At 54.0% G+C, this 16,349-nt stretch carries 13 protein-coding genes; 7 read left to right on the top strand and 6 right to left on the bottom strand.

What is annotated here, in order from left to right; translation table 11 throughout:
- Window positions 1–309 precede the first annotated feature (309 nt).
- On the bottom strand, window positions 310–1,233 hold the full coding sequence (gene lrhA, locus NXS97_RS20245; RefSeq protein WP_013026515.1) for a transcriptional regulator LrhA: 924 nt from the start codon (window positions 1,231–1,233) through the stop codon (window positions 310–312).
- A 959-nt stretch (window positions 1,234–2,192) separates the two neighbouring features.
- Here lrhA and NXS97_RS20240 point away from each other — a divergent pair.
- A complete protein-coding gene (locus tag NXS97_RS20240; protein ID WP_014594167.1) occupies window positions 2,193–3,410 on the top strand; it encodes a pyridoxal phosphate-dependent aminotransferase in 1,218 nt (405 codons plus the stop codon).
- A gap of 70 nt (window positions 3,411–3,480) precedes the next feature.
- Complete coding sequence (gene yfbR, locus NXS97_RS20235; RefSeq protein WP_013026517.1) at window positions 3,481–4,080, top strand: 5'-deoxynucleotidase; 600 nt, start codon at window positions 3,481–3,483, stop codon at window positions 4,078–4,080.
- A 28-nt stretch (window positions 4,081–4,108) separates the two neighbouring features.
- Here yfbR and NXS97_RS20230 read toward each other — a convergent pair whose 3' ends face one another.
- From NXS97_RS20230 to yfbV, 3 genes are all read right to left on the bottom strand, one after another.
- Complete coding sequence (locus tag NXS97_RS20230; protein ID WP_013026518.1) at window positions 4,109–4,768, bottom strand: sugar phosphatase; 660 nt, start codon at window positions 4,766–4,768, stop codon at window positions 4,109–4,111.
- Between the two features lie 13 nt (window positions 4,769–4,781).
- Entirely contained in the window at window positions 4,782–5,276 is a 495-nt protein-coding gene (locus NXS97_RS20225; protein ID WP_024472004.1) for a YfbU family protein, read from the bottom strand.
- Window positions 5,277–5,419: 143 nt separating this feature from the next.
- Window positions 5,420–5,869, bottom strand: a complete 450-nt coding sequence (gene yfbV, locus NXS97_RS20220) for a terminus macrodomain insulation protein YfbV (protein ID WP_014605378.1) — start codon at window positions 5,867–5,869, stop codon at window positions 5,420–5,422.
- Window positions 5,870–6,202: 333 nt separating this feature from the next.
- Here yfbV and ackA point away from each other — a divergent pair, with 333 nt between their 5' ends.
- Window positions 6,203–7,405, top strand: a complete 1,203-nt coding sequence (gene ackA / locus NXS97_RS20215; protein ID WP_022623436.1) for an acetate kinase — start codon at window positions 6,203–6,205, stop codon at window positions 7,403–7,405.
- A gap of 84 nt (window positions 7,406–7,489) precedes the next feature.
- Complete coding sequence (pta, locus tag NXS97_RS20210) at window positions 7,490–9,619, top strand: phosphate acetyltransferase (protein WP_014594171.1); 2,130 nt, start codon at window positions 7,490–7,492, stop codon at window positions 9,617–9,619.
- A gap of 50 nt (window positions 9,620–9,669) precedes the next feature.
- Here pta and NXS97_RS20205 read toward each other — a convergent pair whose 3' ends face one another.
- Entirely contained in the window at window positions 9,670–10,755 is a 1,086-nt protein-coding gene (locus tag NXS97_RS20205; RefSeq protein WP_014605376.1) for an ABC transporter ATP-binding protein, read from the bottom strand.
- A gap of 265 nt (window positions 10,756–11,020) precedes the next feature.
- The gene (locus NXS97_RS20200; RefSeq protein WP_105077764.1) at window positions 11,021–12,514 is read right to left on the bottom strand and encodes a PLP-dependent aminotransferase family protein; all 1,494 of its coding nucleotides are present in this window, start codon (window positions 12,512–12,514) and stop codon (window positions 11,021–11,023) included.
- Window positions 12,515–12,632: 118 nt separating this feature from the next.
- On the opposite strand from NXS97_RS20200, the gene NXS97_RS20195 reads away from it, so the two are divergent.
- From NXS97_RS20195 to NXS97_RS20185, 3 genes are all read left to right on the top strand, one after another.
- Window positions 12,633–13,895, top strand: coding sequence for a 4-aminobutyrate--2-oxoglutarate transaminase (locus tag NXS97_RS20195; RefSeq protein WP_013026526.1), 1,263 nt, complete (start codon window positions 12,633–12,635; stop codon window positions 13,893–13,895).
- A gap of 116 nt (window positions 13,896–14,011) precedes the next feature.
- Window positions 14,012–15,037 (top strand): ABC transporter substrate-binding protein, encoded by a 1,026-nt coding sequence (locus tag NXS97_RS20190; protein ID WP_013026527.1) that lies wholly within the window; start codon window positions 14,012–14,014, stop codon window positions 15,035–15,037.
- A 45-nt stretch (window positions 15,038–15,082) separates the two neighbouring features.
- Window positions 15,083–16,348: an ABC transporter permease gene (locus NXS97_RS20185; RefSeq protein WP_116219889.1), complete on the top strand. Its 1,266-nt coding sequence runs from the start codon at window positions 15,083–15,085 to the stop codon at window positions 16,346–16,348.
- Window position 16,349 lies beyond the last annotated feature (1 nt).

Raw genomic sequence — 16,349 nt, 5'->3', positions numbered from 1 at the left:
GGGGGTTTTCCTTCCCTTGGGAATGGCTATTTTGTTGATCCAGAACACAGAATTATCTTTTTTGTGTTAAATTTCAGCAGTTATCAGACTGATTCGAATCAAATATTTTACATTTTGCCTCTCGCCCGCCATTTACATCGCCCTGAAATGCTTGCGGGCAGGCGATAAACTCAGCGTCTCCGTGCGGGTTTTTATTTCGCAGGAAAAAGGTCAAAAAAAAGCCTCCTGTTCTTTTTACAGAACAAGAGGCCTGTTTACAGCCATTATCTTACCGGTGAATGACGTTTTTTTTGCGACAGCGTGAAAATGTTACTCTTCGTCATCCAGCAACAGCGTGCCGTCAGCGTTGGCCACCATGTTGTACGGATCGTGCGTGGACTGCATAGCATTAAAGATGGCCAGCGCCAGCTCGTTGTCGCTGTCGGCATTACGGCACAGCAGATACTGTGTATCAGGTAAAACCGGCAAGCCTTCTGCTGCGCCCATCACGCGCAGTTCCGGGCTCATCATTTCTACCGGACGCGCCGTTACACCCAATCCTGCTTTGACTGCCGCACGAACGGCCGCCAGGGTTGATGCAACGTAAGAGATACGCCACGGGATACCGGCTTCGTTGAGATGATCAATCGCCATATCACGATACGGACTGGGTTCATCAAGCAGTACCAGTGGAATAGCTTCTCCACGCTGGAACACATAATCCGCCGCGCAATACCACAGGGTCGGAGAGGTACGCAGAACCTGATGGGTAAAGTTACCCGGGCTTGACGTCGTGACGACTAAGTCAACTTCGCCCTGATTCAGCATTTCCATCATGAACGGATTGCGTTTCACGCGAACATCAATCGCCAGTTTTGGATAGACAGAGGTCACGCGGTTTAACAGGAACGGCAGAATGGTATCTGAGGTATCGTCAGAAGCGCCAATCGTCAGTACACCCTGGATGTTGCTGTACATCAGTGAAGTACAGGCTTCATCGTTAAAACGCAGGATTTTCCTGGCATAGCCCAGAAGCTGAATGCCGTGTTCAGTTAACAACTTGTTGCGGCCATGTCTGGCAAACAACTCTTTACCGACCAGTTGTTCCAGACGTTGCATCTGCTGACTCACTGCCGATTGCGTTCTGCACACCGCAGCAGCAGCGGCTGCAAAGGTGTTCAGGTCAGCTACAGCAACAAAAGTCCGGAGCAGATCGAGATCGAGATTGAGTATCGGACGATTTGCATTAGTCATGTTTTTTCTTCACTTATTAGATTTTTAAGAACTACTATCCTGGTGTTATTACAAGCTTATCAAAGCGATAAGCGGTAATGATGCTTCATGGCGTCCCGGCAAAGGGCCGACATAAAATTTACTTACGGAGGAAGACGGTACTTCCCTGCAAAACAGGGAAACCGGGTCCTGAAGACAGAGACAACTTCTGTACCGAAGGCACTGGATGCAAAAATGCGGGAAGCTGTGTAGTTGTCTTTTCCTACCCCCAAAGTGCCCTCAGGCAGGGGTAAACGGGTCTGTAATACGCTAACGGTACGCAGCGTTTAATCTCATCAAATAGTAAATTATACTTAATCATTTTTGACCGCAAAATGGAAATGTTTTTGTGAAAAGCATTGCATATTTTGATCAAATAGCATCTTACATCCCTTCGAGAATGTCCTGAGCGGACGTAACCTGCCTGAAAACAGGAAATACGACTTTTCAGCGATGAAACATGCATTGATGATGCTCCCGGTTGTCTCTCCCGGCCCTGAAAATCTTATAAAAAACCTTTGATATAAGATAGTTAACATTATGCACCATCGTTTTTTTTCAGGTTACTCTGAGTTGAGGCCGCTTTTTGCGTGCAAATTTTATGCATCAATAAAGCATAATTAAACTATTTCACTCATGACGCATCACAGATTCTCAGATTGTTTTACGGCCTTCAGGTTCATTATCGGCAAAATAAAAGCAGACATTACTCAGCGCTCAATTTTTAACCGCAGCATAATAAACTAATAAAACTCAAAAAAACAAACGTTACAACCGGCCTGCTTGATAACCAATACGCATTCCATCGTCTGGCTGGAGACAAAGATGCTGAACACGCCAAAACCGCGCCCTGCCCTTCTTTTGTCGGCCTGAGGAGAGTACATTGTGCAGGTTTGTTTTCAGCGGCAGGCACAAGGATTCTGCACATTAAGGCGGCCACAATGACTTTTCAAATTGATAAATCCGGCAAACTGGACAATGTCTGTTACGACATTCGTGGACCGGTTTTAAAAGAGGCTAAACGCCTTGAAGAAGAAGGTAATAAAGTTCTTAAGTTGAACATCGGCAATCCGGCCCCCTTTGGCTTCGAAGCGCCGGACGAGATTCTGGTTGATGTCATCCGTAACCTTCCCAGCGCACAGGGATACTGTGACTCCAAAGGATTGTATTCTGCTCGTAAAGCCATCATGCAGCACTACCAGGCGCGTGACATGCGCGACGTCACGGTGGAAGACATCTATATCGGCAACGGTGTTTCTGAACTCATCGTCCAGGCCATGCAGGCGCTGCTGAACAGCGGTGATGAAATGCTGGTGCCGGCACCTGACTACCCGCTGTGGACCGCGGCCGTGTCGCTCTCAAGCGGCAAAGCCGTGCACTACCTGTGTGATGAGTCCGCAGGCTGGTTCCCGGATCTGGATGATATCCGCAGTAAAATTACGCCACGCACGCGCGGCATCGTGATTATCAATCCCAATAATCCAACCGGTGCGGTTTACAGCAAAGCACTGTTGATGGAAGTCGTTGAGATTGCCCGCCAGCATAACCTGATTATTTTCGCTGACGAGATCTACGATAAAATTCTGTACGACGACGCACAGCATCACTCTATTGCTGCACTGGCGCCGGACTTGCTGACCGTAACCTTTAACGGCCTGTCTAAAACCTATCGCGTAGCGGGTTTCCGCCAGGGCTGGATGGTGCTAAACGGCCCCAAAAAGCATGCTAAAGGTTATATCGAAGGGCTGGAGATGCTGGCCTCCATGCGTCTGTGTGCCAACGTCCCCGCGCAGCATGCCATTCAGACTGCGTTGGGCGGCTATCAGAGCATTAGTGAATTTATTGTGCCTGGCGGGCGGCTCTATGAACAGCGTCAGCGCGCATGGGAACTGATCAACGATATTCCCGGCGTGAGTTGTGTGAAGCCGCAGGGCGCGCTTTATATGTTCCCGCGTATTGATGCCAAAAAATTCAATATCCACGACGATCAGAAAATGGTGCTGGATTTCCTGCTACAGGAGAAAGTGCTACTGGTTCAGGGAACGGCGTTTAACTGGCCGTGGCCCGATCATCTGCGCATCGTGACGCTGCCGCGCGTCGACGATCTGGAAATGGCGATCAATAAGTTTGGCCGTTTTCTGCAAGGCTACCGCCAGTAGTCCGGATGCGCCTATACTGATGTGATTTCGGGGAGAGCACGCCTCTCCCCTGTCGCAAACAGGAATTACCATGACTCAGAGCCATTTCTTCGCCCACCTTTCCCGTCTCAAACTCATCAACCGCTGGCCGCTGATGCGCAACGTGCGCACCGAGAACGTCTCTGAACACAGTTTGCAGGTCGCGATGGTTGCCCACGCGCTGGCCATCATTAAAAATAAGAAGTTTAACGGCAACCTTAATGCCGAGCGCATCGCCATGATGGCGCTGTATCACGACGCCAGTGAAGTGCTGACCGGAGACTTACCCACGCCGGTGAAGTACTACAACGCGCAGATCGCCCACGAATACAAAAAGATTGAGAAAATCGCGCAGCAGAAGTTGATTGAGATGCTGCCGGACGAGTTGCAGGATGTTTACCGTCCGCTGATTGATGAGCATCTGCACAGTGAGGAAGAAAAAGCCGTCGTGAAACAAGCCGATGCGATCTGTGCCTACGTAAAATGCCTGGAAGAGCTGTCGGCCGGGAATAATGAGTTTTTGTTAGCAAAAGCGCGGCTGGAAAAAACCCTGAATCAGCGTCGTTCGCCCGAAATGAGCTATTTCGTGGAGGTATTCATTCCCAGCTTTAGCCTGTCTCTGGACGAAATCTCGCAGGACACGCCGCTCTGACAATGGCGGCTTCACGCCGCCCTTTTACCTAGCCTTGATGGTGAAACGCAAACTTGCCCGTCGAACGTTTGGTGACCACCAGCGATTCCAGTGAAGTCAGGCGCAGCGCCACTTCGTCAATGCGTGGCGTATCATCAGGCGCATTCGCGGCGATCACGGCACAGCCCGCAGCTAACCCGGCGATCACGCCGGCCGGCGCATCTTCTACCACTACGCAGTCGGCTGGCGACAGCTTTAACCTTTCTGCACCCAGTAAGTAAGGATCGGGTTCTGGCTTGCCCTTCGCCACCTGTTCGGCCGTAATAAACACGGCAGGCTGAGGTAAACCTGCTGCTTTGTGACGCGCATGCGCCACCGGCACGGAGCCGGAGGTGACAATCGCCCAGGGGATTTGCAACGCATTCAGCTGCGTGAGCAACGCTTTTGCGCCTGGCAGCGCCCGCACGCCGTCCGTGTCTTCTGCTTCCGTTTTTTCCAGCGCCAGAAACTCGGCCTGGATTGCCGCTTCTGACTGGCCCGCCATAAAGTGGCGCAGTGAAGTAATCGCCTGCTTTCCGTGAATGAAGTCCAGAATCTCATCAGCCGCAATGCCATGACGTGCACCCCAGTTGCTCCAGGCGCGTTCAACCGCGGGTAGCGAATCCACTAAGGTGCCATCTAAATCAAATAAAAAACCACTGTACTCCACGCGTCACTCCTCATCAGGCGTTAATGATTTGCGCAATCTCGTTTACGCTTAAATGGTATTGGCGAGGACAAGTCTGCCACAAAGCCAGCATACGTTGATACTTTTCCCACATCGGCGTTTGCGCATTAAAGCCATGCGTTCCCGCATCAAAATGGGTATAGCGCCCTTCGATGTTCACCATAAACCGCACATAACCGAGATAGCGGGATTCCGTGGCGGCATCAAACCCCAGAAACGCCAGACGTCGTGGGTCGATATCGCCTTGGGTCTTGAGATTAGCCCAGGAGACCTGTAGCGCGTGGTGCATTTCCATAATGTCGATAAGCGTCCGGCAGGTCTCTTCGGGGAGCTTGCCAAACTCTTTGTCCAGCTCCCGCATTTGCAGGCCATAGCCACGCTCAATGATAGTCTGGTAGCGACGAAAACGTTCGGCGTTCTCCGGTTCCAGCATTGCCATGATTTTGTACTGGTTAGTCAGGATCAAACGTTGCGCGTGGGTCATTTCCATCATCTTGTCCTCCAGCCCGCGGGCTGTTCAGGTTTTATACGATGGAAAGATAATTACACAGGGGAAGCGATGCGGGCGTAGCCACATCGCTTTTCATTGATTTAACCGCAGGTTTGCGTGCAATAATTTCTGCACGGTGCGGGTTAAAGATCGTCCAGAAAGGTGCGGTCCAACTGTTTAAAGGCGCGCTTAAGCAGATCGGCCAGTGCCTGGTAAGTTGGTTTGCCTTCAACCGGTGCGATCGCCTGACCTGCGGCTTCCAGCTTCGTGCGCACTTCATGGAACCAGCGCAGCAGCGTGGGCGGCAATGGGGTGACGGATCGCTTACCCAGCCACCATAATCCCTGCATAGGCAAACTACAGGCAAAGAGAGCCGTTGCCACTGCCGGGCCCAATTGCCCACCCATCGCTATCTGCCATGTGAGCGTAAAGACCGCCAGCGGCGGCATAAAGCGAATCGCAAAGCGCGTAGCCGTCGATACACGGTTCTCAGGAAAGACCGGTGCCAGGCGTTTATCGTTGGGCCAGGTCTTCATATAATGCTGTCCGCGTTGAAACATCCGGAACCAGCCGGTGTGAGATTCATTCGCCATGGCTCGCCTCAACTAATACTGTATTTTTTGAAAAATAATTATAACCACACAACTTTACGTAACATCCTTCAAATATTTTTGTCTTTAAAGGTGACTCCGGCTATTCTGACGCCGTTTTAACAGCGTCACTGCCGCAACTTCCCTTGTAACAGAGACGACAAGGCCCGTTTTAAGCGAAATTTCAAATTTATGCGTAAAGACTCAATTTTTTTTGCATAAAACGCACTATTTTGACCTGGGTATGACTTCTGTCATTAATCTGGCTGCGTCGATGGGCTACGCTGTAAGTCTGATTGCGTTATTTTTAGCCACTTTTAACAAATAGGTACTTCCATGTCGAGTAAGTTAGTACTGGTTCTGAATTGCGGCAGCTCTTCTCTCAAGTTTGCCATCCTTAATCCCACCAGCGGTGAAGAATTCCTCTCGGGTCTGGCTGAATGCTTCCACCTGCCCGAAGCACGGATCAAATGGAAACTTGATGGTCAGAAGCAGGAAGCACCTTTAGGTGCTGGCGCAGCCCACAGCGAAGCGCTGAATTTCATTGTTAAAACAATTCTGGCACAAAAACCAGAGCTTTCAGCACAAATCGCTGCAATAGGTCACCGTATTGTTCACGGCGGCGAAAAACTTACGCAGTCAGTGGTCATTTCTCAGTCTGTTGTGCAGGGTATCAAAGATGCATCATCTTTTGCACCACTGCATAACCCAGCGGGCCTGATTGGCATTGATGAAGCCATGAAAAACTTCCCACACTTATCTGACAAGAATGTGGCGGTTTTTGACACGGCTTTCCATCAGACAATGCCGGAAGAGTCCTACCTTTATGCGCTGCCGTATGCCCTGTATAAAGAGCACGGCGTGCGCCGCTACGGTGCACACGGTACCAGCCACTACTATGTCACCCACGAAGCGGCAAAAATGCTGAATAAGCCGCTAGAAACGCTGAACATCATTACCTGTCATCTCGGTAACGGCGGGTCTGTTTCTGCTATCCGTAACGGTGAGTGTGTGGATACGTCTATGGGCCTGACCCCGCTGGAAGGCCTGGTCATGGGCACCCGCAGCGGCGATATCGATCCGGCCATTATCTTCTTCCTGCACGACACTCTAGGCATGAGCGTCGATGCCATTAACAAGATGCTGACCAAAGAGTCGGGGCTGTTAGGGCTGACCGAAGTCACCAGCGACTGCCGTTATGTTGAAGACAACTACGCCACCAAAGACGATGCTAAACGCGCAATGGATGTCTTCTGCCACCGTCTGGCCAAATACATTGGCAGCTATACCGCGCTGATGGACGGTCGTCTCGATGGCGTGGTCTTCACCGGCGGTATCGGTGAGAATGCGGCGATGGTGCGTGAGCTGACCCTGGACAAGCTGGCGCTGCTGGGCTTTCACATTGACCACGAGCGCAACCTGGCGGCTCGCTTTGGCAAGTCAGGTTTTATCAACAAAGAAGGCACTCGCCCGGCAGTGGTGATCCCCACTAACGAAGAGTTAGTGATTGCCCGAGATGCCGCTCGCCTTACCGCCTGATCTCCTTTCGTCGTCAGCTCCGGCTGACGGCGTTGTTTTGACACCCAGTGAAATCTGAGAGGTTCAATCGTGTCACGTACAATTATGCTCATTCCGACCGGCACCAGCGTCGGTCTGACCAGCGTTAGCCTTGGCGTTATTCGCGCCATGGAACGTAAAGGCGTTCGACTGAGCGTTTTCAAACCCATTGCACAACCGCGTGCGGGCGGCAATGCACCTGACCAGACCACAAGCATTGTGCGCAAGAGTTCAGGCATCCCGGCCGCAGAGCCGCTGCCGATGTCCCGTGTGGAATCGCTGCTGGGCTCTAATCAGCAAGACGTGCTGATGGAAGAAATTATTGCCCGCTACCACGCCAATGCGCAGGATGCTGAAGTGGTTCTGGTTGAAGGCCTGGTGCCTACGCGTAAGCACCAGTTTGCCAGCGCGCTGAACTATGAAATCGCCAAAACGTTAAACGCTGAAATCGTCTTCGTGACCGCGCTGGGTAACGATTCTCCCGCACAGCTCAAAGAGCGTATTGAACTGACACAAAGCAGCTTTGGCGGTTCGAAGAATAAAAGCATCACCGGTGTGATCATCAACAAGCTGAACGCGCCCGTTGATGAGCAGGGCCGTACGCGCCCTGACCTGTCTGAAATTTTCGATGACTCATCGAAGGCCAGCATCGCGAATATCAATCCTGACCAGCTGTTTGCCAACAGTCCCTTGCCCATTTTGGGTTGTGTGCCGTGGAGCTTCGACCTGATTGCAACCCGCGCCATTGATATGTGCCGCCACCTGAACGCCCGGATTATTAACGAAGGTGAAATTCAGACCCGCCGTGTCAAATCAGTGACCTTCTGCGCACGCAGCATCCCGCACATGCTTGAGCATTTCCGCCCGGGCTCGCTGCTGGTCACCTCGGCTGACCGCCCTGACGTGCTGGTTGCCGCCTGTCTGGCCGCGATGAACGGTATTGAGATCGGTGCCATTCTTTTAACCGGTAACTATGAAATTGACGAGCGCATCGCCAAACTGTGCGATCGCGCCTTCCAGACTGGCCTGCCGGTCTTCATGGTCAAAACCAATACCTGGCAGACCTCGCTCAGCCTGCAAAGCTTTAACCTCGAAGTACCGGTTGATGACACGCAGCGCATTGAAAAAGTCCAGGAATACGTCGCAAGTTACATTAACGCGGACTGGATCGAGTCGCTGACCGCCACGTCTGAACGCAGTCGCCGCCTGTCGCCGCCGGCTTTCCGCTATCAGTTAACCGAACTGGCTCGCAAGGCTGGCAAGCGCATTGTTCTGCCGGAAGGGGATGAACCCCGTACCGTTAAAGCCGCAGCAATCTGTGCCGACCGCGGCATTGCGACCTGTGTCCTGCTGGGCAATCCGGATGAAATCCAGCGCGTTGCGGCAGCCCAGGGCGTTGAGCTGGGTAAAGGCATTGAGATAGTCGATCCTGAAGTGGTGCGTCAGAACTATGTTCCGCGTCTGGTCGAGCTGCGCAAAAGCAAAGGCATGACCGAGGTGGTTGCGCAGGAACAGCTGGAAGATAACGTGGTGCTGGGCACCATGATGCTGGAAAGCGGGGAAGTTGACGGGTTGGTCTCGGGCGCGGTACATACCACGGCCAACACCATTCGTCCGCCGTTACAGCTGATCAAAACCGCGCCCAACAGCTCACTGGTGTCATCCGTGTTCTTTATGCTGCTGCCGGAGCAGGTGCTGGTCTACGGCGACTGCGCGATTAACCCCGATCCAACGGCTGAACAGCTGGCAGAAATTGCCATTCAGTCTGCCGATTCAGCGAAAGCCTTCGGCATCGATCCACGCGTCGCCATGATCTCCTACTCAACCGGTAATTCAGGTGCCGGAAGCGACGTGGAGAAAGTGCGTGAAGCCACACGTCTTGCGCAGGAAAAACGCCCGGATCTGGTGATTGATGGGCCGTTGCAGTACGACGCGGCGATTATGGAAGACGTGGCAAAATCCAAGGCGCCCAACTCGCAGGTTGCCGGACGCGCAACGGTCTTTATTTTCCCGGATCTCAACACCGGTAACACCACCTACAAAGCGGTGCAGCGTTCCGCTGACCTGATTTCAATCGGGCCAATGCTGCAGGGCATGCGTAAGCCGGTCAACGACCTCTCACGCGGCGCACTGGTAGACGATATCGTCTACACCATCGCCCTGACGGCGATTCAGTCGCAGCAGGCTGAAGGTTAATCCCTTCCCGTTGAACAAGAGCATGCAGACTGCATGCTCTTTTTTTATGCCTATTGCAGCGTAACGTCGAGCGCGCGCAGGTGCTGAGGTTGCCAGGACAAGGTCACTTCACTGCCCGCCGTCCAGCCGGGTGAGACCTCCGATGAGGCCATTTTCACCATAAAGTTTCCCTGACCAGCAACTTCCGTCAGCATTCTCACGTGGTCCCCCAGATAGATAAACTGCTGGATTCGGGCCTGGACCGACTGATCGCCCGGTTTGGCTGCATTTACGTTGATGCGTTCAGGGCGGATACTGAGCTGTATTTTCTTGCCCGGAGAACTGGGCCGCACCTTCAGCGCATCCAGCTGGATACCGTTATCCAGCGTCACCTGATAGTAATCACCCTGCTGCCCTGACTGGGTTGCCAGCAGGCTGTTATTCTCGCCAATAAACTGCGCCACGAAGGCGTTGTCGGGCTGTTCATAAAGCTTATTCGGGCTGTCCATTTGCTGAATCATGCCGTCGTTAAAGACCGCCACCCGGTCAGACATGGTCATGGCTTCGCTCTGATCGTGAGTGACGTAAACAATGGTCAGCCCGAGCATGTTATGCAGCTGCTTAATTTCCATCTGCATGTGTTCACGCAGCTGTTTATCCAGCGCTCCCAGCGGTTCGTCCATCAGGATCAGTTTAGGTTCAAATACCAGCGCCCGCGCCAGGGCCACCCGCTGCTGCTGACCGCCAGACATCTGTGCGGGATAACGGTCTGCCAGCGAAGTGAGTTTAATCATATCCAGCACCCGTTTAACTCGCTGGGCAATATCGGCCTTGCTCAAACGGCGAATCGACAAAGGAAACGCCAGATTTTCGGCCACCGTCATGTGGGGAAAAAGCGCGTAGTTCTGGAATACCATACCGATATCACGCTGATGCGGCGGCAACGTGTGCAAAGGTTTATCACGCAGCAGTATCTCGCCATCGGTGGGCGTTTCAAATCCTGCCAGCATCATGAGGCTGGTCGTTTTCCCGGAGCCTGACGGCCCTAACAGGGTCAAAAACTCGCCTTCTGCCACATCCAGATTGAGGTTGCGCACCACCAGCTTGTCGCCGTCGTAGCTCTTTTTGATATTCCGAAAACTGACAAAATTTCTCATGGCGTAATCTCGTAAACAGGATGAAAAAGGGTTTCGGCACGATTCATGCATCATCCTTTTGACGTGCGAATCCTGTCGGGCCTTTTTTTAGCACTACCACAACGCATTTGATTTGCACAAGCAGAATTTGACAATCTAAAAAGAAATGGCTTACAAATTTACTTTGCAGGCCATTGTATTTTATTGTCTTTTTAAATTTAACATTAAATTAACGTGACAGTTATCACAGAATCAGGCAATACCAAGGATGCGCACTGATGGTGCATCAGGGCGAGACAGACGCCACCTGCAGGTGATGTTGCAACCGGGTCAGGATGGGCGCGAACGCGGCGGGAATGGCGGTTTCGTCAACACAGGCATAACCCAGCAGCAATCCTCGCTGCGGCGTGCCCCGAAGATAATAGGACGACAGTGGACGTGTTAATACACCGCACTGTTCCAGCTCTGCGCTAAAGGCCACATCGTCAATGCTGTCCGGCAGCCTGAGAACCAGATGCAACCCCGCATTGCTGTGATGCACTATCCAGTCGGCGCCCAGCGATGTGCTAATCACCTCCACTAGCGCAGCACGGCGGCGGCTGTAAATCTGCCGCATGCGTCGTACGTGGGCCGCATAGTGCCCTTCCCGAATAAACTCCGCCAGCGTGAGTTGTACTAACCCGTAGCCGCCGCGATACAGCTCGGAGTGCGCCATTTTCATCCGTGCCGCCAGGGATTTAGGCACCACCATGTAGCTGAGCCGGATGCCGGGATACAAGGTTTTACTGAAGGTGCCCAGATAAATCACTGGGGCATCCGTCGCCAGGCCCTGTAGCGCAGGAATGGGACTTCCGGTAAAGCGGAACTCGCCATCGTAGTCATCTTCCACCACCCAACTGCCGCTGCTTTTTGCGCGCTCCAGTAATTCATGGCGCCGCTGCAGGCTCATGACCGCCCCGAGAGGATACTGGTGAGAAGGCGTCACACAGATCAGGCGAGGCACCGGGCTGTCTGGCTGCTCGGGCGGCAAAACCAGCCCCTGATCGTCAACCTGCGTGGGGATCAGCGTGACGCCGTTCACCGCCAGCACATTGCGGATCCCCCAGTATCCCGGCTCTTCGACGATGGCCCTGTCTCCCGGATCGCAAAGCATTTTCGCCAGTAGATCCAGCGACTGATGGGTTCCGGCGGTGATCAGTACCTGTTCGGGGGTGCAGTTCACCGAACGGATCACCCGCAGGTAATCCGCCAGCGCCTGTTGTAACTCAACACAGCCGCCGTGGCTGGCATAGCTCAGGTTTTCAACCGGCAGCCGTCGGCTCAGGCGGAGCTGAATTTTGCGCCAGATGTCGTGCGGCATATGGCTGACGTCCGGCACACCGGGCATAAATGCCCCCCACTGATGGCTCCCGGCACCGCTGCTCGCCAGCAGGCGTGAACCCCGTCGCGACAGTCTGACGGGTTTCATCGGCGGCGTGACGGGCCTGATCAGCGGCTCACCCGGCACCTGTTCCGGCAGCACGGTACTGACGAAGGTGCCGCTTCCGGTGCGGGTTTGTACATAGCCCTCAGACTGAAGCTGTTCATAGACTGCCAGCACGGTATTACGTGAGACAGAAAGTTCGCGAGCAAGGTCGCGGCTGGCGGGCAGTCGCGTCGCGGTGGCAATGGATCCGTCCTGAATCGCTGCCTGCAAGACATCATACAATCGCTTATTCAGCGTACCGCCGGAAAGCGAGGCCAGACGTTGTGCAAGCAGGTCACCGAGTAAGCTTCGCAAAATTGGTACCTCAAAATAAAAAAAACTGGCTCTGGATTATAAAACCCTGAAAACGCTAAAAAGCAAGGAGGCAGATTCCACTGTAACAATATGGCAACAAACACCATGAGGTCGCGTTATGAGTAACAGTGAAGTGCAGGTCCGTCGTCTCAATGCTACGCCGCGGGGTGTGGGCGTGATGTGCGATTTCTATGCGGTGAAAGCAGAAAACGCTACGTTATGGGATCACCAGGGCCGTGAAATTATCGATTTCAGCGCAGGCATTGCCGTGCTGAATACCGGACATCGTCATCCCAAAGTGATCGCCGCCATCAAAGAACAGCTCGATCATTTTACCCACACCGCGTTTCAGGTTGTGCCTTACGAAAATTATATTGCCCTGGCGGAAAAACTGAATGCGCTGGTGCCGGTAAGCGGCCCCGCCAAGACCACTTTTTTCTCCACCGGCGCAGAAGCCGTTGAGAACGCGGTCAAAATTGCCCGCGCGGCAACCGGCCGTCCCGGCGTCATCGCCTTTACGGGGGCCTTTCACGGCCGCACCAACATGACGATGTCGCTGACGGGCAAAGTGGTCCCCTACAAAACCGGTTTCGGCCCCTTTGCCAGCTCAGTATTTCACGCCCGCTACCCGAATGCACTGCATGGCTGTAGCGTCGATGACGCGCTGGAGAGTTTACAAACCATTTTCCGCTGCGATATCAGCCCGCAACAGGTTGCGGCCATTATCTATGAACCCATTCAAGGTGAAGGCGGCTTCAATGTCGCGCCGCCAGCGTTTGTGACCGCCCTGCGCACGCTGTGCGATCAACATGGCATTCTGCTGATCGCCGATGAAATCCAAAGTGGTTTTGCCCGCACCGGCAAGCTGTTTGCCAGTGAATACTATCCTGACGTGCAGCCAGACCTGATCACCATGGCAAAAAGCCTGGCGGGCGGTATGCCGCTATCGGCGGTTTCAGGACGGGCTGACGTAATGGATGCGCCCCTGCCCGGCGGCCTGGGTGGCACCTATGCAGGAAGCCCACCGGCCATTGCCGCTGCGCTGGCCGTGCTGGAGGTCATTCGCGATGAAAACCTGTGCGAGCGCGCCCTGCTGTTAGGCGGGCAACTGACGGAAACGCTGCAGGGCGCAGGCTGTAGTGCGCTGGCAGAGGTGCGCGGTCGCGGTTCTATGATCGCGGCTGAATTCACCAACAGCGAAGGCCAACCCAGCGCAGACATCGCCAAAGCTATTCAGCAAGAGGCGCTGGACGAAGGGTTGCTGCTGCTCACCTGCGGCGTACACGGCAACGTTATTCGTTTCCTCTACCCTCTCACCATTCCGGACGCGCAGTTCCGCACAGCACTGAATCTGCTGAACCGTATCCTGGGCAAGTATTAGGTTTCGCGGGCTGACGCGCCGCACGTTCCGCTGCGGGTCAGCCCCTGGCATCATGATTGCAAGGCAAACACCGGGCAGAGGAATCTGCCTGAACATAATAATTCAGGAGTTCGGGGATGATGAAAAACATAGCGGCACTGGTTCTGGCAGCGGTGGCCATCCAGGCACAGGCCGAAAATCTTACTGTGGTGTCCTTTGGGGGCACCAACAAGGACGCACAGGATAAAGCGTTTTATAAGCCTTTCATGGCCTCGGGGAAGGACAGCATTGAAGCCGGTGAATATAACGGCGAAATGGCACGCATCCGCGCCATGGTTGAAACCAAACAGGTCGGCTGGGATGTTGTAGAACTGGAAACCCCGGAACTGGAGCGGGGCTGTGAAGAAGGGCTGTTTGAAACCCTGGACTGGAGCAAGTTAGGCAACAAAGCCGACTTTGCCAAGGGGAGCGTGAGCGAATGTGGTGCGGGCTTCTTCGTCTGGTCTACCGTACTGACCTACGATGGCAACAAGCTCAAAACCGCCCCCACCAGTTGGGCAGATTTTTGGGATGTGAAAAAATTCCCCGGCAAACGCGCCCTACGTAAGAGCGCGAAATACACGCTGGAAATCGCGCTGATGGCGGACGGCGTGAAGCGCGAAGACGTTTACAAGGTGCTGGCAACCCCGGCGGGCGTCGATCGTGCCTTCAGGAAACTGGATGAGCTAAAGCCGAATATTCAGTGGTGGGAATCGGGCGCGCAGCCCCTGCAGTGGCTGGTTTCAGGCGACGTGACGCTGGCATCGGCCTATAACGGCCGCATCGGCACCGCTCAGGCAGAAGGTCATAATTTCAAAATCGTCTGGGACGGCAACCTGTACGACTTCGATAACTGGGCGATTGTGAAAGGCTCAAAGCACAAAGCGCTGGCAGAGAAATTTATCGCCTTCTCGCTGCAGCCCGAGAACCAAAAAGTGTATGCCGAAAATATTCCTTATGGCCCCGCCAATATCAAGGCAGGCAAACTGCTGACGGCCGATCGTCTGGCTCAGTTGCCAACGGCACCGGAAAACATGGCCAAAGCCGTTCAGGTTAACGCCACATTCTGGCTGGAACATGGCGAAGAGCTGGAACAGCGTTTTAACGCCTGGGCCGCGAAATAACCCGCTGCCGGACCCGCTCCGGCAGCCCCCTTTCAGGAGATCGGCATGAGTCAAAACCCCGTGATGAATTCAGCGCCCGTCAGACGTACGGAAGGCGCGTTCAGTCTGCGCCAGCAATTTAACCGGGCAGGTTGGTTAAAAACACAACGCTCCCTGTTTTTAGTTGCCCCGTTACTGATTTTCGTCGTGGTGTGCTTTTTGTTCCCCATCGGCTCTATCCTCAGTATGAGCGTCAATAACCCTGAGCTTCACGACGCACTTCCGCAAACCAGCCAGGCCCTGGCTAAATGGAACGGCAAGGCGCTGCCGGATGAAAGCCTGTTTGCCACGCTGGCGAAGGAAGTCAGCGCGGCGCGCGAGCAGGGCCAGATCTCTGGCATTGCGAAGCGATTGAGTTATGAAGACAATGCGTTTCGTCGCCTGATCCTGGCCGTGCCCCGCCAGGCCCCCGAGGATGGGGTTAACGTCAAAGCCACCCTCATTGATAAGCAGCCCCTGTGGGGCGAGCTGTCTACATGGCAAACCCTCAAGCGCGTAGCCAAACCCTATACCAGCTATTACCTGCTGTCAGTGTTTGACCACAAGGTTGATGCAAAGACCGGCGACATCGTCGCGCAGTCCCCCGATCAGGCGCTTTATGTGAACGCTCTGCTACGTACGCTGTGGATGGCGACCGTGGTCACCTTGCTGTGCGTGGGCCTGGGCTATCCGCTGTCCTACTGGCTGGCGAAGCAGCCGTCCAACCGCGCCAACCTGCTAATGATTATGGTGCTGTTGCCCTTCTGGACCTCATTGATCGTGCGTACCGCCAGCTGGATTGTCCTGCTGCAGTCAGGAGGATTAATTAACCGGACGCTGATGGCGACAGGGCTCATCGACAGTCCGCTCACGCTGGTGTTCAACCGGGTCGGCGTGTACATCTCTATGACGCATATCCTGCTGCCCTTCATCGTGCTGCCCTTGTATGCCGTCATGAAAGGGATTTCTCCCAGCTATGTCCGGGCGGCCGTGTCGCTGGGTGCCCATCCCTTTGTGGCCTTCTGGCGCGTCTATGTCCCGCAGACCTATGCCGGGATTACCGCAGGCGCGCTGCTGGTGTTCATGATGGCGATTGGCTATTACGTTACGCCAGCGCTGTTGGGCGGGCCGGACGATCAAATGGTCAGCTACTTTGTCGCCTTTTTTACCAACAGCACCATGAACTGGGGCATGGCCGCCGCCCTGGGGAGCCAGTTGCTGATTATCGTGACGTTGCTGTATGTGGTGTATTCACGTGTCACCCGGACGTCATCCGAGGCGGCAGTACGTTAAG

The sequence above is a fragment of the Pantoea sp. B623 genome, from assembly GCF_024814475.1.
Classification (GTDB): Bacteria; Pseudomonadota; Gammaproteobacteria; order Enterobacterales; family Enterobacteriaceae; genus Pantoea; species Pantoea ananatis.
Note: the sequence above shows the minus strand (reverse complement) of the source record. Positions and strands in the feature narration are given on the sequence as shown.

Excerpts from the sequence above, each read along its gene's own strand:
- yfbR (WP_013026517.1), top strand. The coding sequence starts at position 3,481 with ATGACTCAGAGCCATTTCTTCGCCCACCTTTCCCGTCTCAAACTCATC.
- lrhA (WP_013026515.1), bottom strand. The coding sequence starts at position 1,233 with ATGACTAATGCAAATCGTCCGATACTCAATCTCGATCTCGATCTGCTC.
- NXS97_RS20205 (WP_014605376.1), bottom strand. The coding sequence starts at position 10,755 with ATGAGAAATTTTGTCAGTTTTCGGAATATCAAAAAGAGCTACGACGGC.
- NXS97_RS20240 (WP_014594167.1), top strand. The coding sequence starts at position 2,193 with ATGACTTTTCAAATTGATAAATCCGGCAAACTGGACAATGTCTGTTAC.
- ackA (WP_022623436.1), top strand. The coding sequence starts at position 6,203 with ATGTCGAGTAAGTTAGTACTGGTTCTGAATTGCGGCAGCTCTTCTCTC.
- NXS97_RS20185 (WP_116219889.1), top strand. The coding sequence starts at position 15,083 with ATGAGTCAAAACCCCGTGATGAATTCAGCGCCCGTCAGACGTACGGAA.
- yfbV (WP_014605378.1), bottom strand. The coding sequence starts at position 5,869 with ATGGCGAATGAATCTCACACCGGCTGGTTCCGGATGTTTCAACGCGGA.
- pta (WP_014594171.1), top strand. The coding sequence starts at position 7,490 with ATGCTCATTCCGACCGGCACCAGCGTCGGTCTGACCAGCGTTAGCCTT.
- NXS97_RS20190 (WP_013026527.1), top strand. The coding sequence starts at position 14,012 with ATGATGAAAAACATAGCGGCACTGGTTCTGGCAGCGGTGGCCATCCAG.
- NXS97_RS20225 (WP_024472004.1), bottom strand. The coding sequence starts at position 5,276 with ATGGAAATGACCCACGCGCAACGTTTGATCCTGACTAACCAGTACAAA.
- NXS97_RS20195 (WP_013026526.1), top strand. The coding sequence starts at position 12,633 with ATGAGTAACAGTGAAGTGCAGGTCCGTCGTCTCAATGCTACGCCGCGG.